This is a genomic window from Sorangiineae bacterium MSr11954, from assembly GCA_037157815.1.
GTDB lineage: Bacteria > Myxococcota_A > Polyangia > Polyangiales > Polyangiaceae > Pendulispora > Pendulispora albinea.
In genome coordinates this window covers 8,368,658-8,385,082 of record CP089984.1, presented here as the reverse complement: position 1 = coordinate 8,385,082, position 16,425 = coordinate 8,368,658, and the positions used below count along the sequence as shown (strand labels likewise).

The window sequence follows — 16,425 nt, the reverse complement described above, 5'->3', positions numbered from 1 at the left end:
GACAGTGCGGTTTGCGGGGATGCAGAAGAGGGCGACGATGATACCGCAGATCGCGGCGCGGAAGGTGCCGGAGTGGAGGTGCCCGCCGATGTTCCAGCGCATGCGGTTGCAAGAGCGCATAGCGCGGCCGAACAAAGAGGAGTCCAAGAGGAACGCGACCGGTTGTATGGCTGAGGCATCAAAGCAACCTTCTTTCACGCAGCGCGAGAGGCCACAAGACGAGACTTCGCACTTCTGGCGAAAGTCGAAGAAAATTCCGTGGAAGTTGACGCGCCGGGCCACGTGGCGCACGAGGGACGCGAAAGACGTGTGCGCCAACATGGCTGATGAGGCTAAAGAGTAGGCACCATGCGTCGACTGCTCGAGACGATCAAGAAGGAAGCCCTGCCCGCCATTTGGTCGCAGGGCGTCAAGCTCGTTCGCGAGAACTCCGTCACGTCGGTCACGCGGGCTTCTGCCAATGATTCCGGTGAGGTGACCGTGCGCGTTCGCGCGCCGGGGCATCCCATCGCCCCCACCGTGATTCTGTATGTGGAGGACAACGAGTGGTCGTGCGATTGCGGCAGCAAGGTCGACCCTTGTGCCCATGTCGCGGCCGCGGCCATCACTTGCGCAAAAGGGGAAAATGGGAGCGACATCCCGCAAGCTCCCGCCAAGACCGCGCGCCTGGTCTACCGGCTCGGCACCAAGCGGCGCTTGCTCACGTTGACGCGCGTCGTCATCCACGACGATGGGCGCGAGGAGCCCTTTGGGGGCACCCTGGCCTCCGAGCTGGGCCGCGGTCGCGGTCCGACCGAATTTTCACCCACGCACGAAGATTTGCTCATCGACCGCATCCTCGGTTCGCCCGCGCGCGATGTGGTGCCGCTCGCGCGTGTGGGCGACATCTTCGAGGCTCTTTCGCACGACGCGGTGGTGACCTTCGACGGCACACCCGTTCGCGTCTCGGGCGAGGGGCTCGCGCCGCGCGCCGTCGTCGAAGATGCACCGGGCGGCGGCTTCGTGGTGCGCATCGAGAAGAACCCCGCCATGGCGGAGCTCGTGGCCATGGGGGTCGCGCGCTGCCGCACCCCCAGGGCCGAGGGCGCCCCCGCCGCACCCGACACCTTCCGCCCGCTCACGGAGACCACCACCACGGGCGACTTCTTGGAGCGCCTACCGCTCGCGCGCACCTTCCCGCGCGCGCACGAGACGGAGCTCGTGACCCGGGTCATCCCCGAGCTCGAGAAGGGCTTCTCCGTCGTCATCAAGACGAACAAGCTCCCGCGCAAGGCCGCGCATTTGAGCCCGCGCATCGCGATGGACCTGTCGCACCAAGGCCATACGCTCTCCATCCTGCCCACCCTCGTCTATGGCGATCCGCCGATCGCGCGCGTCGACGGCGATACGGTCACCCTCTTTGGCAAGGACGTCCCCGTCCGCCGCCGCGATGAAGAGCGCGAGCTGATCCTCCGTCTTCGCGACGATTTGAACCTCGTGCCCGGCCGCCGGGTCGACCTCGATGGAACGGAGGCCATTCGCTTCGCCGCCAAGCTGCGCGATTGGCAGCAGCGCACGGGGGACGAGGCGCACGCCAAGGTGTTCGAGAACCATGCGCTGAGCGCGCGCCTCGATCTGCAAAACGGTTTGTTCGACGTCATCTTCGAGGTCGACCCCGCGACCGATGGCCCCGCGCTGGACAAAGACGGGAACGCGCGCGGCTCGCGTCCGCCGTCGGCCGCGACCGGCCGGCGCGCCGATGCCGAGGCCGTGATCCGCGCATGGCGCGATGGCCTCGACCTGGTGCCCTTGCAAGGAGGAGGATGGGCGCCGCTGCCCGCGCAGTGGCTCAACGAGCACGGGCACCTGGTGGCCGATCTCCTCGCCGCGCGCGATCCGGAGAAGAAGCTGCCCACCGCCGCGCTCCCCGAGCTGGGCGCCCTGTGCGACGCGCTCGACACCCCGAAGCCGCTGGGCGTGGGGAAGCTCTTGCCGTTGGTCGAAGGCTTCGCGGGCATCCCGCACGCGGATCTGCCCAAGGGGATCTTCGCCGATCTGCGCGCGTACCAGAGGGTGGGGGTCGACTGGCTCTCGTTCTTGCGCGACGCCGAGCTCGGGGCCGTCCTCGCCGACGACATGGGCCTCGGAAAGACCTTGCAGACCATCTGCGCGGTGTCCGGCCGCACCTTGGTCGTCTGCCCCAAGAGCGTCGTCTACAACTGGGCCGACGAGATCCAGCGCTTTCGCCCGGGGCTTCGCACCCACATTTACCAAGGGGTCAAGCGCGAGCTCGATCGCTCGGCCGACGTCACCTTGGTCACGTACGCCGTGCTCCGTCTGGACGCCACGGTGCTCTCCAGCGAGTCGTGGGACACCGTCATCCTGGACGAGGCGCAGGCCATCAAGAACCCCACGAGCCAGACCGCCCGCGCCGCGTTCGAGCTCAAAGGAGCGTTTCGCGTGGCCCTGAGCGGCACGCCGGTGGAGAACCGGCTCGAGGAGCTCTGGAGCTTGATGCACTTCGCCAACCCGGGGCTCCTCGGCGGCAGGAGCGACTTCCAAGAGCGCTACGCCAGCCCCATTTCGGTGGGCGATCCGTCGGCGGCGAGCCGACTTCGCGCCAAGATCCGGCCCTTCGTGCTCCGCCGCATGAAGCGCGAGGTGCTCCCCGAGCTCCCCCCGCGCACGGACGCCATCCTCCACGTGGAGCTCGACGACGTGGAGCGCAGCGTCTACGACGCCGTGCGCGTGGCCACCAAGAAAGACGTGGCGCTGGCGCTCTCCCAAGGCGGCAATGTGCTGGCCGCGCTCGAAGCGCTCCTTCGTTTGCGCCAGGCGGCGTGCCATGCGCAGCTCGTCCCCGGGCAAAAAGCGGAGAGCTCGTCCAAGGTCGACCGGCTCTTGGAGGCGCTCGAGGAGACCACGTCCGAGGGCCACAAGGCGCTCGTCTTCTCGCAGTGGACCAGCTTCCTCGATCTGCTCGAGCCGCACCTGGGCCGGGCCGGCATCAAGTACACGCGCCTCGATGGCGCCACCCGCGATCGCGGCGCGGTCGTCTCCGAGTTCCAAGCCGAGGACGGGCCCCCGGTGATGCTCGTCTCCCTGAAAGCCGGCGGCACCGGGCTCAATCTCACCGCCGCCGACCACGTCTTCCTCCTCGATCCGTGGTGGAACCCGGCCGTGGAGGATCAAGCCGCCGACCGCGCGCACCGCATCGGACAAGACCGGCCCGTCATGGTTTACCGCATGGTCACCAAGGACACGGTCGAGGAGCGCATCCTGGCGCTCAAGGAGCGAAAGCGCGCGCTGGCGGACGTCGCGCTCGGCAATGCCGATCACGCGGGCGGGATTACGCGCGACGAGCTCCTGGCGCTGCTCGAGTAAGTCAGCTATCGAGCGCGCGCTGGATGGCGGGGGGCAGGTGCTCCTGCGAGAGCGCCAGCTCGTTGACGATGAGGCGCAGCTTTTTGCGTTCGCCGTCGGTGAGGCGGCCGTCGGCGGAGAAGTGCGAGAAGCTCTTTTGCAGAAAGTCGACGAGCAGCGCGTCGACGCGGGCTGCATCGAGGCCGCCGGTGGTGACCGCGGTCCACAACTCGGTGCGCTCTTCGTCGGTGACGACACCGTCGGAGAAAATACGGGCGAGCATGCCTGTGAACCGGCGCTCTATGGTGGATGAATCGGACATCCCGACCACCGTAACATCAACCCGGCCCGGTGTCCCCCGTCGCAACGGCCGCTCGGGTCGCCACGAGGCGCACGTAGTCGCGCTGCCGCGCGCTCATCGAGACGAGAGGTCGCTTCGCCTTGAGCATCTTCTCCGCCTCCATCGCGTCCCGCGCCAAACCGCGCCGAATGAGCAGCGCCGCCACCACCATGGCCGAGCGTCCGTGCCCGAACGCGCAGTGCACGAAGAGCCCGCGCGGATCGCCGGCGAGCCGATCGATCATGGTTCGAAAGAGCGCTTCGTCCGGCACCGAGGCGTCGAGCGCCGGCAGGCAGACATAGGCGCGCCCGGCGTGCACCACCCGGCGGCGCACGGGGAGCTCGGCGGTGACGTCCACCACCAGCCCGACCGCGGCGGGCAGATCGGCTTCACCTGGCCAACGGCCGATCCATAGGCCGGGGACCACTTCGTTGGCGGCGTCCTCGCGCACCAGCAACCGAAAGACGCTCCACGAGGTTTGCGAGAACAGGAGGAAGGGGAGGAAAAAGAGAAAGGAATGCAACGCGATGGTGCCGTCCACCCGTTTGCCCACGAGCCCCGGGCGCCGCCCCGCGTAGCCCAGGAGCACCACCGTCCAGAAGCTCACCGCCGGCCACAAAAGCAGCCAGAAAGCTCCGCCGAAGGCCGCGGCGACGGCCGCACATGCAACTCCAATTGCAAAAAGGATGGTCGGGTATGTCACGGGGCTCGGGCTCCGGGCGGGCGATCGGCCAAAACGGGGCCATCAGGGCTCGATATATAAATCGGACGGTACGGGACAATGGGGGCAAACATTTAGAGGGATTGGCTTTCTGGTCGAACCCGCGAGAGTATGGCTCGCGCGGGATGCAAATCGTCGACTTCTATAAGCTGACGCGCCCTGTTCAAGAGCGCTTTCTAGGGTCGGTGCGGGGGAGCGGTATGCCCGTTCCCATTCTGGAGGTGCACGTCGGTCCAAAGGAGCCTTATGCGTGGCTGGGGCTGAGCGCCGTCGCATCCCTTTTGCTCCTGATCCTGTATCGGCTCGGATACGGCTCGCTCGATAGCCCATTCGCCATTCAGCGAACGTGGACGGTGGCGGCATACGTATTGGTTGCGCTCATCGCCTTCGGCATCGTGCGCGCGCTCGCGGTGTGGCGCGCCGTTCGGGTGCTCCCCTACAAGCCCGGCGTCTACGTCTTCCCCATCGGCGTCATCGATGCGCGCCGCCACACCATGCGCGTCTACCACCTGGCGGAGTTGAAGAACGTGGAGGGGCCGACCGCGGGGCAGTTCGTCCTCTCGTTCGAAGGCGGCCCCCGCTTCGTCTTCCCGGCGCCGGACAAGGAGAAGGCCGAGCGAGCGTTGCGCAGCTTGAACACGGCGCGCACGCAGCACATCGAGGCCACGTCCGCGCGCGAGAGCATACGGCCCAAGGCCATCGCCGCCATCGACCCCTTGCAGGACGGCGGCTTCGCGAGCCCGCTGGTGCCCAAGACGCCCATCGCGCGCGCCACGCCCGTGTGGTCGCGCGCGTGGCTGGTCGCGCCCATCGTGGGGCTCGCGGTGGGCCACGCGCTCTGGACGGGGCGCAACGCGTGGAGCGACGAGCGCATGTTCGCCACCGCCAAGACGAAGAACGACGTGGCGTCGTACCGCGCCTACCTGGCGCGCGGCGCCGCTGGCTCGTCGCACCGCGCGGAGGTCGAGACCGTGCTGCTCCCGCGCGCCGAGCTGCGCGAGGCGGAGCGCGTGGGGACGGTGGACGCCATCGAGGCGTACATGCAGGCGCACCCGCAGATCAAGATTCAGAACGAGGTGAGCGCGGTGCTGCGCCAGGCCATGCTGGCGGAGCTCGCGACCACCAAGCAAGCGGGCACGGTGAGCGCGCTGAACGACTTCGAGAAGCGCCGGCCCGATCACAAGCTGGCCGCCGAGATCCAAACCGCCAAGCACGCGGTCTACGCCGCCGCCTTCGAGTCGTACCGGCCGATGGCCAACCCCAAGGATCCCACGGCGCTCGCCTTCATCGAGCGCCTCCTCGGCTTCGCCGAGCGCAAAGGTCCGCGCGTCGAGGTCCGCTTCCAGCGCGAGATCGGCAAGGCGCTCGAGAAGGCCGACACGGCCGTCGGCAAGAGCCGCATGTTCATGGGCGGCCAGTCATTCCCCACGCGCTACTTCGATGTGGCCCACGCGCGGTCGCGCGAGACCTATGCGGGGCGCATCATCGTGGAGCAGTTCGGCCAGGTGTTCCCGAAGGACATCCTCGACGTGACCATGGGCGAGCCACTCTCCGAGCCCGACGCTCCTCTCCCCGAGCCCACCGTCCCGACCCTCTTCATCGAGCACACCAGCGAGTGGTCTGGCGGGACCGCAACATCCGATGTTCCCCGCGGTGTCTTCGTCGGCATCGGCGTCACCTTCGACGTGACCTTCCGCATCCCCGGCGACTCCCGCCCCTACAAGTTCAAGTACACCACCTGGCGCGTCCCCCGCACCGACTCCATCCGCGGCGCCGAGCGCCCCGAAGAAATCGTCTACGAACAAATCGCCCACGACGCCTTCGATCAATTCACAAGAAAATTTCTGGCAAATTTCTTCAAAGACACGAAATGACGCATCGCATCGCGGCGGCCCGTCTAAACCCGGCGCTCCACGTTCTCATCACGCTCTCTCCCCGTCAGGGGGAGGATTGGGGCGGGGGAGCATGAAAGCGCCGTCCCCGGAAGCATAGGGAACGCAGCCCGCTGGAAGCACGGGAACCGCCCGCCGGAAGCCGAAACGCCCGCCGCAAAAACCCAGGAACGCCCGCCGGAAGCCGAAACGCCCGCCGCAAAAGCCCAGAAACGCCTACGGCTCGACGCTCACCCCGTGCCAAAACGCGACCCTTCCGGCCAGCCGTTGTGCAGCGGGTTTCGGCGTCGAAAAATACCAGGCCGCGCCGCAATTCTCTTCACCGTTGACGACGAGGTCGTAATAGCTGCACACGCCTCTCCATCCGCAGACTGTGTGGCGGGCGCTTGGCCGGAAGTATTTCAGGTCCAACGAGGCCTTGGGAAAATAGGCATTCCCCTCAACCACCACGATGTCATCGCTCTCCGCGACGACCGTCCCATTCCAAATCGCCTTCATCGGTCTCGTAAGCTCCGACGTTGGGTTCAGGGCGCCGGATCGTCAAGCGCTTTTCATGCCACTGCAACCCTCACCTAAACCCACGCCTGGGCTTGGGCCGCGGTTCCCTCGCTGCGTCAAGCGGCCACCCCATCCCAAGCGGCCACCCCTTGCCATGGCTGAGGTGCGAAACTGCGCCGTCATCGAAGCAACGTGGAGACAACGGGAGATGAACTGCGTGAAAGTCGACCGTGGCTGTGCTTGGCGGTGCCGACTCCACGGCATAACATCCCGGATGTGACTACCAAGTTCGTGCTCGTGGTCGACGATGACGTCGACATACGTGAGGCGGTGACCGGGGCGTTGCAGGAAGAAGGCTACGAGGTGGCGAGCGCTGGAAATGGGGAGGAAGCGCTTGCGTACTTGCAGAGCCCCGGGGCCAAGCGCCCTCATCTCATTTTGCTCGACTTGATGATGCCCATCATGTCCGGCTCCGAGTTCCGCGCCGCGCAGGAAGCGGATCCTTCGCTGTCCGCCATCCCGGTCGTCCTCGTTTCCGCCTCCGGCGACGTCGCCATGCGCGCCGATACCATGCGCGTGTCGGGCGTCGTGCGGAAGCCTTTGAGCCTCGACATTTTGCTCGACAACGTCTCGCGCTACGCCGACCGTCGCTCGAATTAGCCGCCACTTGGTCGTTACTTGATGACGCCTCCTTGGGTCGAACAGCCGAAGGCGAGGGTGAGCCGCCCGTTGCGATCGGACTGCGCCGCGCTGCAGCTCGTGGGACAAAGCGAAATCTTCGTCGGCGCCGTGGGTTGATCGTAGCGCCACCCGGTGCCGTTCGCGCAGTCGCGGCTGTAGTCGAGCACCTGGTATTTCCCGCCCGACGCGTAAACCACGTTCACCAAGTTCGCGTCCAGCGACTGCCCCGGCGGCGCCGGCGGAATGGCGAAGTCGCACGACAAGGTTTGCGACCGCACCTGCTCGAGCGCCTTTTGAAAGCGCGCGGTGGTCTTGGCGGGATCTTGCACGTCGACGATCATGGCCTGCCCCGTTCCTCCCGCCACCGCGATGGCGTCGAGCTTCTCGAGCGACGGGCCCACGCCAATCACGTACGTGCGAACGGATGGCGTGTTGCGGAGCGCGTCGCGCGCGGCGGCGGCGACGTGCGGGATATCGTTGTTGGTGCAGCCCTCCGAGAAGCGATCGTCGACCGAGATCCCCGGCTCGCCGTCGGTGACCAGGACCACCACCGTGGTGTCGCTGGGCTTTTGCGTCGCGATGCCCTTCGCGTACTTGATGGCCCCCTGCAGCGCGGGGAGCGTCGGCGTACCGCCCTGCGGCTTGGTCTTCTGGATGGCGTCGACGAAGGAGTTGCTCTGCGTGAGCGGCGTGAGGGTCACCCCCGGCTTGCCGTAGTCGTAGGAGCAGACCTCCTCGATGGTCTCGCCCACCGGAAAGAATTGGAGCGACGCGTTCAAGGTCACCGAGCCGGGATCGGACAAGAACGTCGTCATCCCTTGGCCCACCGGGTTCCACTTCAAATTCGGATCGAACGGCGGCTTGTTGTTCGGGTCCCCCATGCTTCCCGAGCGGTCGTACATAATCACCAGGTTGGCGGGCGTGAGCGCCGCGTCCGCGGTGGACGTCGCACAAGCCGCAAAGACACCTCCAGGTGCCAGGGGATTGCCGAACTCACCCCCGGGGTTACGGTCCTGCCGATTGGGATCGTTTGGATTGCCGAAACCCGATTCATCGCTGCCGCCGCAGGCCACCACCGTGAAGCCAAGCGTAACGAGTGTGGACGCAACAATCGAGAGCGCGCGATAGCCCATGCATCGCTTCAATGCATTGCCCGTTCCCGGCCTGCTTCCGCGGTAGAACCGCCGCCATCGGAAAAATGTGGAGCCGAGGAAGGCGGATTTTACGGAGGCGCTGTCGGTCCCTGGTAACGTAGCGCCCGTGGTGAGCAGACCGCCCCGACTGCCGTCCTTGGAGTCGGATCATGTGCCGCGCGACGAACGGAGCCTGATCAACAAGGTGCTCGCGGGAAAGTATCTCGTGCGAAGCATCATTGGTTCCGGCGGCGTTGGCACGGTCTACGAAGCCATCGATCGGACCTTGCGGCGCACGGTCGCCATCAAGGTTCCCCATAAGACCGCGAGCGATGTGATCCTCCAGCGCTTCCTTCGCGAGGGCAGGGCAGGTGCGGCCATCGCGCATCCAAACGTGTGCGCGCTGTACGACGTCGGCCCGCTCGACGACGGAACTCCCTTTTTGGTCATGGAGCGGCTCTTCGGCGACACGCTCGCCGACCGGCTGGAGCGAACGCCCAAGCTGGAGCTGTCGGCGCTCATCACCATGATGACCCAAGTGCTGAGCGGCCTGCACGCCGCGCACGCGCAGGGGATCGTTCACCGCGATATGAAGCCGGAAAATATCTTCGTCTGCCGGCCGGTGGGCGGCGAAGCGCTGGTCAAGGTGCTCGACTTCGGCGCCTCCAAGCTCGACGGGTTTTTGTTGAGCGACGATGACAACTTGGATGCGCTCACCGCAACCGGCTACGCCGTCGGCACGCCCTATTACATGGCCCCGGAGCAAGCGCGCGGCGAGCGCGATCCCGATGGACGGCTCGATATTTTCGCATGCGGCACCATCATTTACGAGGCGCTCACCGGGGTGCGGCCCTTCGAGGGAAACCACTTCAGCGAGATCTTCAAGTCGATCGCGGCCGCCGATCCCAAGCCGATCCGCAGCTTGGAGCCAAGCTTGCCGGAGTCGATCACCCCGGTGCTGGCCCGCGCCATGGCTCCGTCGCGCGACGCGCGCTACCCCACCGCTGGAGCTTTCGCCCGTGCGCTGGAGTCTTTGAAGCACGCCACGTCGGAGTCCAGTCCGCAGGTGCGAGAAGAGCCCACGAGTGAGCGTCTTGCTTACCTGCGCCAACGCTTCCACGAGCTGGCCGTGCTCTACCGAAAAGGAAGCTCGTCCGGGAGCTCGTCGAGTAAGAGTGGGAGCGGGGGAGGGGGTGGCCGCGCGTCGCCCTCGGTATCGCCTTCTAGCCCGCCCGGAGAGGCATCGTCGACGGAGATCCCGGTGTTCTTCGACGAAGAGAGCAGCCCGAGCAGCCCGGCGTCGACCATCCCGCCGCCCATGAGCAGCGCCTCGCGCGAGCCCGCGTACTCCATCGAGGACTCGCACCGTCAGCGCATTCTCACGGAGCGCGATCCCGTCTCTTCTCACGAGCCAGGGGCCGTCGAAGAGGGCTAGAAAGCCTAGTAAACCAGAGAGACTACGGGCCGCCGAGCGCGCGCGCCTCGCGCAAGTAGGCGATGGCGGTGCTGCGGCGGCCTTGCGCGGCCATGCGGTGCGCGGCCTCGACCAGGGCGCGCCCGAGCTGGTCCGAGGTCGCGAGCTCGCGCGCGCGCCGGCGCTGCGCATCGAACCGCGCCTCCAGCTCCTCGCGTTGCCGCTCGTCGGGCCAGCATCGAAGGAGCGCGATCAGCCGCTCGGCCTCCACCGCGCTCAAGGCCTGTCCCCGCGCATCGGCGTGCTGGGCTCCGAGGATCACGGCGCGCTCGCAGAAGGCGGGCTCGCGCCGCGCCAGATCGGTGAGCGAGGCGAGGGCGCCGGCGCGCACGAAGCGGCTGGTGGAGCCGAGGAGGACCGCGTCGACGAAGAGCGACTCCTCGGCGCCGCGCAGGGCCGCACGATCGATCTTCATGGCCTCGGCAACGGCTTGCGCGGCCGTGAGCTCGTCCGCCGCCAGCAGCTGCACCACCCGCACCCCCGCGGCGCACGCCAGGTTCGGGTCGCCCTCCTGAGCGGCGCGCGCGCGTGCGCGCCGAAACGACTCGAGCGCCTCGTCGTGCACCGCGCCACGCGCCAGCTCCAGGCAGCGGCCGAGCAGGTAGAGCGACCGCGCGCGCTCGCGGCGGTGGACCTCGGCGCGCGCCAGCTTGGCGGCGAGATCGGGCATGCCTTGGTCGATGAGATCGGCGGCGATCGACGCCAGCTCGTCGTCGTGAACGCCGCCCCGCAGCGAGCGCCACCAGCGGATGACGCGCTCGATCTCGCGCACGCTGCCGATCTCGATCGCGGCCCGCAAGGCGGCGAGCGCCAAGGAGTGGAGCATGGCCATGGCGCGCCCTCAGCGGGTTCCGCGATCGGTCACCAAGCCGATCGAGGGAATGCGCTCGAGCGCCGCTTGGATGCGTTCGAGCTCGGACGCCACTTGCTCCAAGGTGCGCCGCGTCTGGGCGGCGTCGCCGTTGCCGTCGAGCGCCGCGAGCGGCTTGGCGCACTTCTCGCGGAGCCAGGCCGTGAGGCGCTCCTTTTCGGCCACCTGCACGGGGCGCACTTCTTCGGCCGCCGAGGGTTGGAAGTCTTCGAGCTCCAGCTCGAGCCGCGAGGTCCACGCGAACACCGTGGCGAAGCGGCGCGCGAGGTACGAGGGATCGTCGTGGCGCACCGAGGAGAGCTCCTCTTGGTACGCGGTCTCGACCAGGGCCTGCGTCTCGTTGAAGATGCGCCGCCAGCTCGGTCCGTCCGACGCCTCGTAGGCGCGCTCGGCCTCGGCCACGATGCGCCCAATCCGCTCCTCCCACGCCGCGCGGTCCATGCCCACCAGCGAGCCGGTGGCGCGGTACACGATGCGCCGCAAGGAGTTGAGCACTTGCTCGAAGCGGTGCATCGGGGGCGTCATCTCCTCCTGCTCGCCGCCGCGGAACTCGTCGACCAAGAGGCGCAGCTTTTGGCAGAGCGCATCGCACTTGTCGGGATCGATGGCGATGAGCTCCCGGATGGAGGTGATGAGCCGCTCGCTCTCGCGCTGGTAAATCTGCCCATACGCGCCCCAGAGCGCGCGCCCCGCTTGCTCGGCCTCGTCGAGCAGCGCCAGGATGGCCTCCACCTTTTCGTAGCGGGCGGCCGATGGCGCCTCCACCAGCGCCCAGAGCTCCTGGCCCGCGACCTCGGCGCGCGCGTGCATGCGCATCGACTCGTCGCACGCGAGCTCGAGATCGACGCGCGTGCCCACCTTGGTGTCGCCCGGCACCTCGATCACCAACGTCTTGATGGGGAGCCTGTCCTGCAGCAGGCGCAAGACCACCCTCCCGCTCTGGTCCATGGTGAAGAACTCGCGTTTGACCTTGGCGGGGAGCCCGGTGCCATGCGCCAAGAGCACCCGCCGCTCCCGGCGCCCTGCGCGGACGACCTCGAGCGCGATGTCCTTGGCGATCACGCTGGGGCGGCTGAGCGCGCTCGCACGGGGCCGCGCATCGCCTCGATACAGCTTGAAATTCAGCTCCACCAAGGTGCCGCCATCCTTGCCCACCAGCGCGAGAACGGCGGGGTTCTCCTCCTGCTCCCCGAGCGGAACATCGAGGCGAACCTGCTGCCCGATGGCGACCGCCGCCTCGGCCAGCGTACCTTCGCCCTCGCGCACCGCGAGGCCCTGGGTGCCCTCGGGCGCTTGCTCCACCCGCACCCCGAGGCGCAGGTGCTTTCCCTGACCGACCAGCGGCGATACGAAGGAGACCATCGTCTTTTTATCGACGTCGCCGATGCGCAGCCCGCCGAGCTGCGCCGCGTGGATGGCCGCGCCGAGCGCCACGCAGGTGTCCACCTCGTCTTGCAGCGGCTTGCCGTTCTTGCTCTTGGCGGCGAGCGCCTCCGTCACCCGCTGCACCACGCGGGGTACGCGGGTCGAGCCGCCCACCAGGAGCACGTGATCGATCTCCGCGATCCCGACGCCGGCCATCTTCTGGCTCTTCTCCAGCGCGCGCTCGCAGCAGACCAAGGTGGTGTCGATCAAGCTCGCCACCACGGCATCGTAGTGGGCGCGGCCGATCTCGGCCTCGTAGGCCACGCTCTCGCCGCCTTGATCGTCGAACATGTCCTGCTTGGAGACGTGCACGACGTCGCGCGTGGAGAGGGACTCTTTGATCTCCTGCGCGAGGTGGACCAGCTTGGACCATCGGACCGCGTCGTCGGGGCTCTGGCGCACGTCGAGATCGAGGGTGTAGCCGCGCTTCACCAAGTCGGCCCGCAGGTGCTCGGCGAAGCGCCGGTCCAAATCGTCGCCGCCGAGGTAGTTGTCACCGTCGATGGCGAGCACCTGGTACTCACCGCCGATGCAGCGCACGACGGAGACGTCGAAGGTGCCGCCGCCCAAGTCGTAAACGAGGAACGTGCCGTCGCCGAGGCGGTGCTTCCACGTGGCGTGGATGGCGGCGGCCGTCGGCTCTTGCAAAATGCTGAGCACCTCCAGGCCGCTCGCCTCGGCGGCGCGGCGGGTGGCCTCCACCTGCGGGGCATCGAAGTAGGCGGGGACGGTGACGGTGGCGCGGGTGACCCGCATCTCCACCTCCGGCTCGGCGTCCGCGGCGAGGTATTCGCGAAAGCGCGCGCAAAGCTCGGTCAAAATGGCGGCCGAAATCTCCTCCGGCAAGAGCGCCTTGGGGCCGACCATGGTCTTGACGGTCTGCCCCATCTTGCGCTTGATCGACTCCACGATGGCGTCGCCTTGCGTGCGCGCGCGGGTGCGGCGGGCGCGGGCCGCGTGACCGACCAAAAGCGACTGCGTCTTGGGATCCCAGGCGACGGCCGAAGGCATGGTCTTGCGACCAAAGCGATCCGTGTAAAGGTGAATGCGTCGCTCCGAAGGATGACAGAGCGCAATCTCGGAGTTGGTCGTACCAAGGTCGATGCCAACGGGACGGTCGACGAACATGCGTCATTTCCTCGGAGGAAAGAGAATGGGGTCCTGGCGGAGCCCCTCGCGGGCTTGATTTTCGTCTGCGCCTCGCGCGGATCCCGTCATTTCATTCGTGGAGCGTGTGCTCGCGGTGTCATCGGGAGCGCGTGAGGCGTCCGCGTCGCCGCGGAGGATGGCGGAGAGGCCTGGGATCGCGCGGGGCGGCGGCGGGCGTGAAGGGGACGTGTGTCCCGAGCTGGGGTGCGCGCCGAAGGCTGCGCGCAGGCGGCGGGCGGGGTGCAGGGTCAGTTCTTCCCAGGCGGTGCGGAGGTGGTCGCGGTCGGCGCTGGGGGCTTCCTCCAAGAGCTCGCGAAAGCGTTCGGTGATGGCGCGCGGGCCCTCGCGCGGATCGATGTCGTAGGTTTCGAAGGGGTTGGTCACGGGTACCTCCGGTACGAGCGCTGGCGGAACTCGGCGAGGCGGCGCTTGGCTTCCTCGAGCGACTTCGATGCGGGGTTCATCGTTTCGGCGCGCGCCAAGGTGGACTCCACCTCGGCCAGCGTCTTTTCGCCCACGAAGAAGGTGGTGCGGCCCATCTTGTCCATCGCGGAGCGGCAGAGATAGCTGCATAATACAATTTGTGCGTTGCGGTGCGATGGGCAGATGACGAGCGCCCGCTCGGCGTGCGCGATCTGCTCCCCGAGGGTCGTCGCCGTTTCGGCGCGGAAGACGAGCATGTGCGCGCACGCGGCCAGGTAGCCCATCGGCTCCCGATGCTCCAGGATGCGCTTGCAAAGGCTGTCCACCAGCGGATCGAGCGGGGCCATGAGCGCCCGCAGATCGTCCCAACGGCTGTCGCGATAGAGCTCCCACGCGGCGTCGCTCACCTGGTCCACCACGAAGCGCTCCACCGCTTCATCGTATTCCGCCCACGCCCACAGGGTGGTCGCCGGGTGGAGGATCCGCAGCGCATCGGCCGAAAGGGTACCGCGCGCCCCGGCGTCGGCCATCGCCTCGGCGATGGGGGCCAGCGCCGACTCCAGCGCGTGGCTGCGCTTGGACTCCGCCCGCGCCGCCGCCCGCTTGGCCAAGTCGTCCGAGCCGCCCATCCCAGCCGCGCGGCACGCCTCGGGGACGCGCACCAAGGTGCACCACGCCGAGCGCGCTCGGTTCGTTCGGGCGCGCGTGCCCTCCTCGGCCTCGCGGCCCAGCGCGTCGATGGCCTCCAGCGCCACGTCCGCCGCCGCGCGGTCGATCTCGGCCGAGGGCAGCTCGGTCCCCACCACCGCCTGCGCGAGCTCCATGAGGTACGTGCGCGGCGGCCGGCTGAGCGCCAGCCATGCGCCGAGCGCCCGCACCCGCACATCGCAAGCATCCTCGGGCGATTGCTCGCACATCGCGTCGGCGACGCGGGTCAGGTAGAGCGCGATATGGTGCAAGAGCTCGGGCGCAAGATCGGTCAGCGGCGCGCGCTCCACCACGTCGACCAGCGGCCCGAGATCGCCTTGCTCGGCGCGGGCCCGTGCGGCGCGGCCGCTGTCCGTGCGCGCGATGAGGGCGATCATCCCGGCCGCGCGCGGATGAGGAGGCTCGGCACCGCGCCCCGCCCATGGAGTGGAGACAGCCCATAGCCGCCCGAGGAGGCGTTCATCCTCGAGACGGGCGAGCAGCGCTTCGTCCTCGACGCGCCACGGGGGGCTCACGATCCATCACCCTAAATCAACCCGCATCAACCATCCAGGTTCGGCGCCATGTGGCGACTTTCCACGGGTGTGGCGCAAAACCGCACGCACCAAGCGAGCCGAGCATGCTCAAAGAACCCGAGTGACATCCCCATCGCCCCACATGTACCGCCATGCGTTGGGCCGAACGAGCGCATCGTACGCCGGGTGATGCGGGCCGACATGGACCTGAAACGGCTTGCTCGTGCGCGGGAGAAACCCGAGCCGGTAGAGCGTCATTTGCAGCCGCGGACAGGGGGTGTGCACCTCGAAGTGAATCGACGCAACATCGCGGCATGCATCGAAAATGGCGCGGTAGGTTCGCGCGAGCCACCGAGGTGGGGCCGTGACGTCCACGATGGCGGCCTTGCCCTCGTGGCGCTCCAGCGCGACGGCGGCCACCGGTGTCTCGCCATCGAGGACCAAGTAGCCGCGCTGCCGGCCGATCCCCCCCTCGCTCGAGGGCCCGAATCGCCACGCGTAAAAGGGCGCGTCGCGCACGGGGATCACGTGCTTCGTGCCCTCGAACGCGTCGACGGTCGCGTGCCAAACGCGGTCGACGCGCGCATCGGGTTGGTCGCCGAGCTCCAGCAGCCTCAACTTGCTTCGACGCGGTGAAAGCGCCCACGCCAGCGGCTTTCGCAGCGGCGCCGCCCATTGCGCCATGTGCGCGGTCACGCGGGCGCCGAAGCCATCGGCGTCGAGCGGCCGCACGAACCTTTGCACCTGGCCCACGCGCGAGGCCCCCGCGTGGAGCAGCGCCTTCAAGTTGTTCGGCTCCGGGGGGCCGTACATGAAGCTCACCGCCTCGTCGCGATCGCTCATCACGCGCAGCGCCTCGCTATGCAAACGGGTGATGATCCCGCGCCTTCGGTAGCGCGGGGTGACATACCCATCGCCGCCGATGGCGCCCAGAAAGGTCTGCCCGTGGACCCAAACGGGACGCGGAAACAACGACGTGAGGCCCACCACCTCCCGCGTGGCGCGATCGGACGCCAAGAAGGTGTACGCGGTGAGCGCGGGGTTTTTCCGATACAGCCACTGGTAGCGCGCGTCTGCAACGCCGGGCTCGCCAACGGAGGTGAGGTACTCGCGCAAAATCCCGAGGATCCGTTCGCGATCGGCCGGATCGTCGTGGTTGGCGCGGCGGTAAACGATCTCTTCGTCTGTTGGTTTGGACATCCGTGTGATCCACGTTGCCTGGCACTCTCCGTACCCGCTGAGACCGGACGATC

The 16,425-nt window shown here is 67.8% G+C and carries 13 protein-coding genes; 4 read left to right on the top strand and 9 right to left on the bottom strand.

Annotated elements, in window-relative coordinates; translation table 11 throughout:
• The first annotated feature begins 348 nt into the window (after positions 1-348).
• Positions 349-3,363 carry a DEAD/DEAH box helicase gene (locus tag LZC94_32445; protein ID WXB12545.1) on the top strand — a complete coding sequence of 1,005 codons (3,015 nt, stop codon included), beginning with the start codon at positions 349-351 and terminating at the stop codon, positions 3,361-3,363.
• A 1-nt stretch (position 3,364) separates the two neighbouring features.
• On the opposite strand, the gene LZC94_32440 is transcribed toward LZC94_32445, so the two are convergent.
• Both LZC94_32440 and LZC94_32435 read right to left on the bottom strand, forming a co-directional pair.
• Entirely contained in the window at positions 3,365-3,625 is a 261-nt protein-coding gene (locus LZC94_32440) for a hypothetical protein (protein WXB12544.1), read from the bottom strand.
• Positions 3,626-3,680: 55 nt separating this feature from the next.
• Complete coding sequence (locus LZC94_32435) at positions 3,681-4,385, bottom strand: hypothetical protein (GenBank protein WXB12543.1); 705 nt, start codon at positions 4,383-4,385, stop codon at positions 3,681-3,683.
• A 143-nt stretch (positions 4,386-4,528) separates the two neighbouring features.
• Here LZC94_32435 and LZC94_32430 point away from each other — a divergent pair, with 143 nt between their 5' ends.
• Positions 4,529-6,277 carry a hypothetical protein gene (locus LZC94_32430; GenBank protein WXB12542.1) on the top strand — a complete coding sequence of 583 codons (1,749 nt, stop codon included), beginning with the start codon at positions 4,529-4,531 and terminating at the stop codon, positions 6,275-6,277.
• 234 nt (positions 6,278-6,511) lie between these two features.
• Here LZC94_32430 and LZC94_32425 read toward each other — a convergent pair whose 3' ends face one another.
• On the bottom strand, positions 6,512-6,793 hold the full coding sequence (locus tag LZC94_32425) for a DUF427 domain-containing protein (protein ID WXB12541.1): 282 nt from the start codon (positions 6,791-6,793) through the stop codon (positions 6,512-6,514).
• A 276-nt stretch (positions 6,794-7,069) separates the two neighbouring features.
• On the opposite strand from LZC94_32425, the gene LZC94_32420 reads away from it, so the two are divergent.
• On the top strand, positions 7,070-7,453 hold the full coding sequence (locus tag LZC94_32420; GenBank protein ID WXB12540.1) for a response regulator: 384 nt from the start codon (positions 7,070-7,072) through the stop codon (positions 7,451-7,453).
• 14 nt (positions 7,454-7,467) lie between these two features.
• Here the strand turns inward: LZC94_32420 and LZC94_32415 are convergent, their stop codons facing one another.
• Positions 7,468-8,607 (bottom strand): VWA domain-containing protein, encoded by a 1,140-nt coding sequence (locus LZC94_32415; GenBank protein WXB12539.1) that lies wholly within the window; start codon positions 8,605-8,607, stop codon positions 7,468-7,470.
• 127 nt (positions 8,608-8,734) lie between these two features.
• Here LZC94_32415 and LZC94_32410 point away from each other — a divergent pair, with 127 nt between their 5' ends.
• Positions 8,735-10,042, top strand: coding sequence for a serine/threonine protein kinase (locus LZC94_32410; GenBank protein ID WXB12538.1), 1,308 nt, complete (start codon positions 8,735-8,737; stop codon positions 10,040-10,042).
• Positions 10,043-10,064: 22 nt separating this feature from the next.
• Here LZC94_32410 and LZC94_32405 read toward each other — a convergent pair whose 3' ends face one another.
• The 5 genes from LZC94_32405 to LZC94_32385 form a co-directional block, all read right to left on the bottom strand.
• On the bottom strand, positions 10,065-10,913 hold the full coding sequence (locus LZC94_32405; GenBank protein WXB12537.1) for a hypothetical protein: 849 nt from the start codon (positions 10,911-10,913) through the stop codon (positions 10,065-10,067).
• Positions 10,914-10,922: 9 nt separating this feature from the next.
• Positions 10,923-13,505, bottom strand: a complete 2,583-nt coding sequence (locus tag LZC94_32400; protein ID WXB12536.1) for an Hsp70 family protein — start codon at positions 13,503-13,505, stop codon at positions 10,923-10,925.
• Positions 13,506-13,508: 3 nt separating this feature from the next.
• Positions 13,509-13,910 carry a hypothetical protein gene (locus tag LZC94_32395; protein ID WXB12535.1) on the bottom strand — a complete coding sequence of 134 codons (402 nt, stop codon included), beginning with the start codon at positions 13,908-13,910 and terminating at the stop codon, positions 13,509-13,511.
• The gene (locus tag LZC94_32390) at positions 13,907-15,172 is read right to left on the bottom strand and encodes a hypothetical protein (protein WXB12534.1); all 1,266 of its coding nucleotides are present in this window, start codon (positions 15,170-15,172) and stop codon (positions 13,907-13,909) included. Before LZC94_32390 ends, LZC94_32395 begins: the two co-directional genes overlap by 4 nt.
• A 108-nt stretch (positions 15,173-15,280) precedes the next feature.
• Positions 15,281-16,372, bottom strand: coding sequence for a GNAT family N-acetyltransferase (locus tag LZC94_32385; GenBank protein WXB12533.1), 1,092 nt, complete (start codon positions 16,370-16,372; stop codon positions 15,281-15,283).
• Positions 16,373-16,425 lie beyond the last annotated feature (53 nt).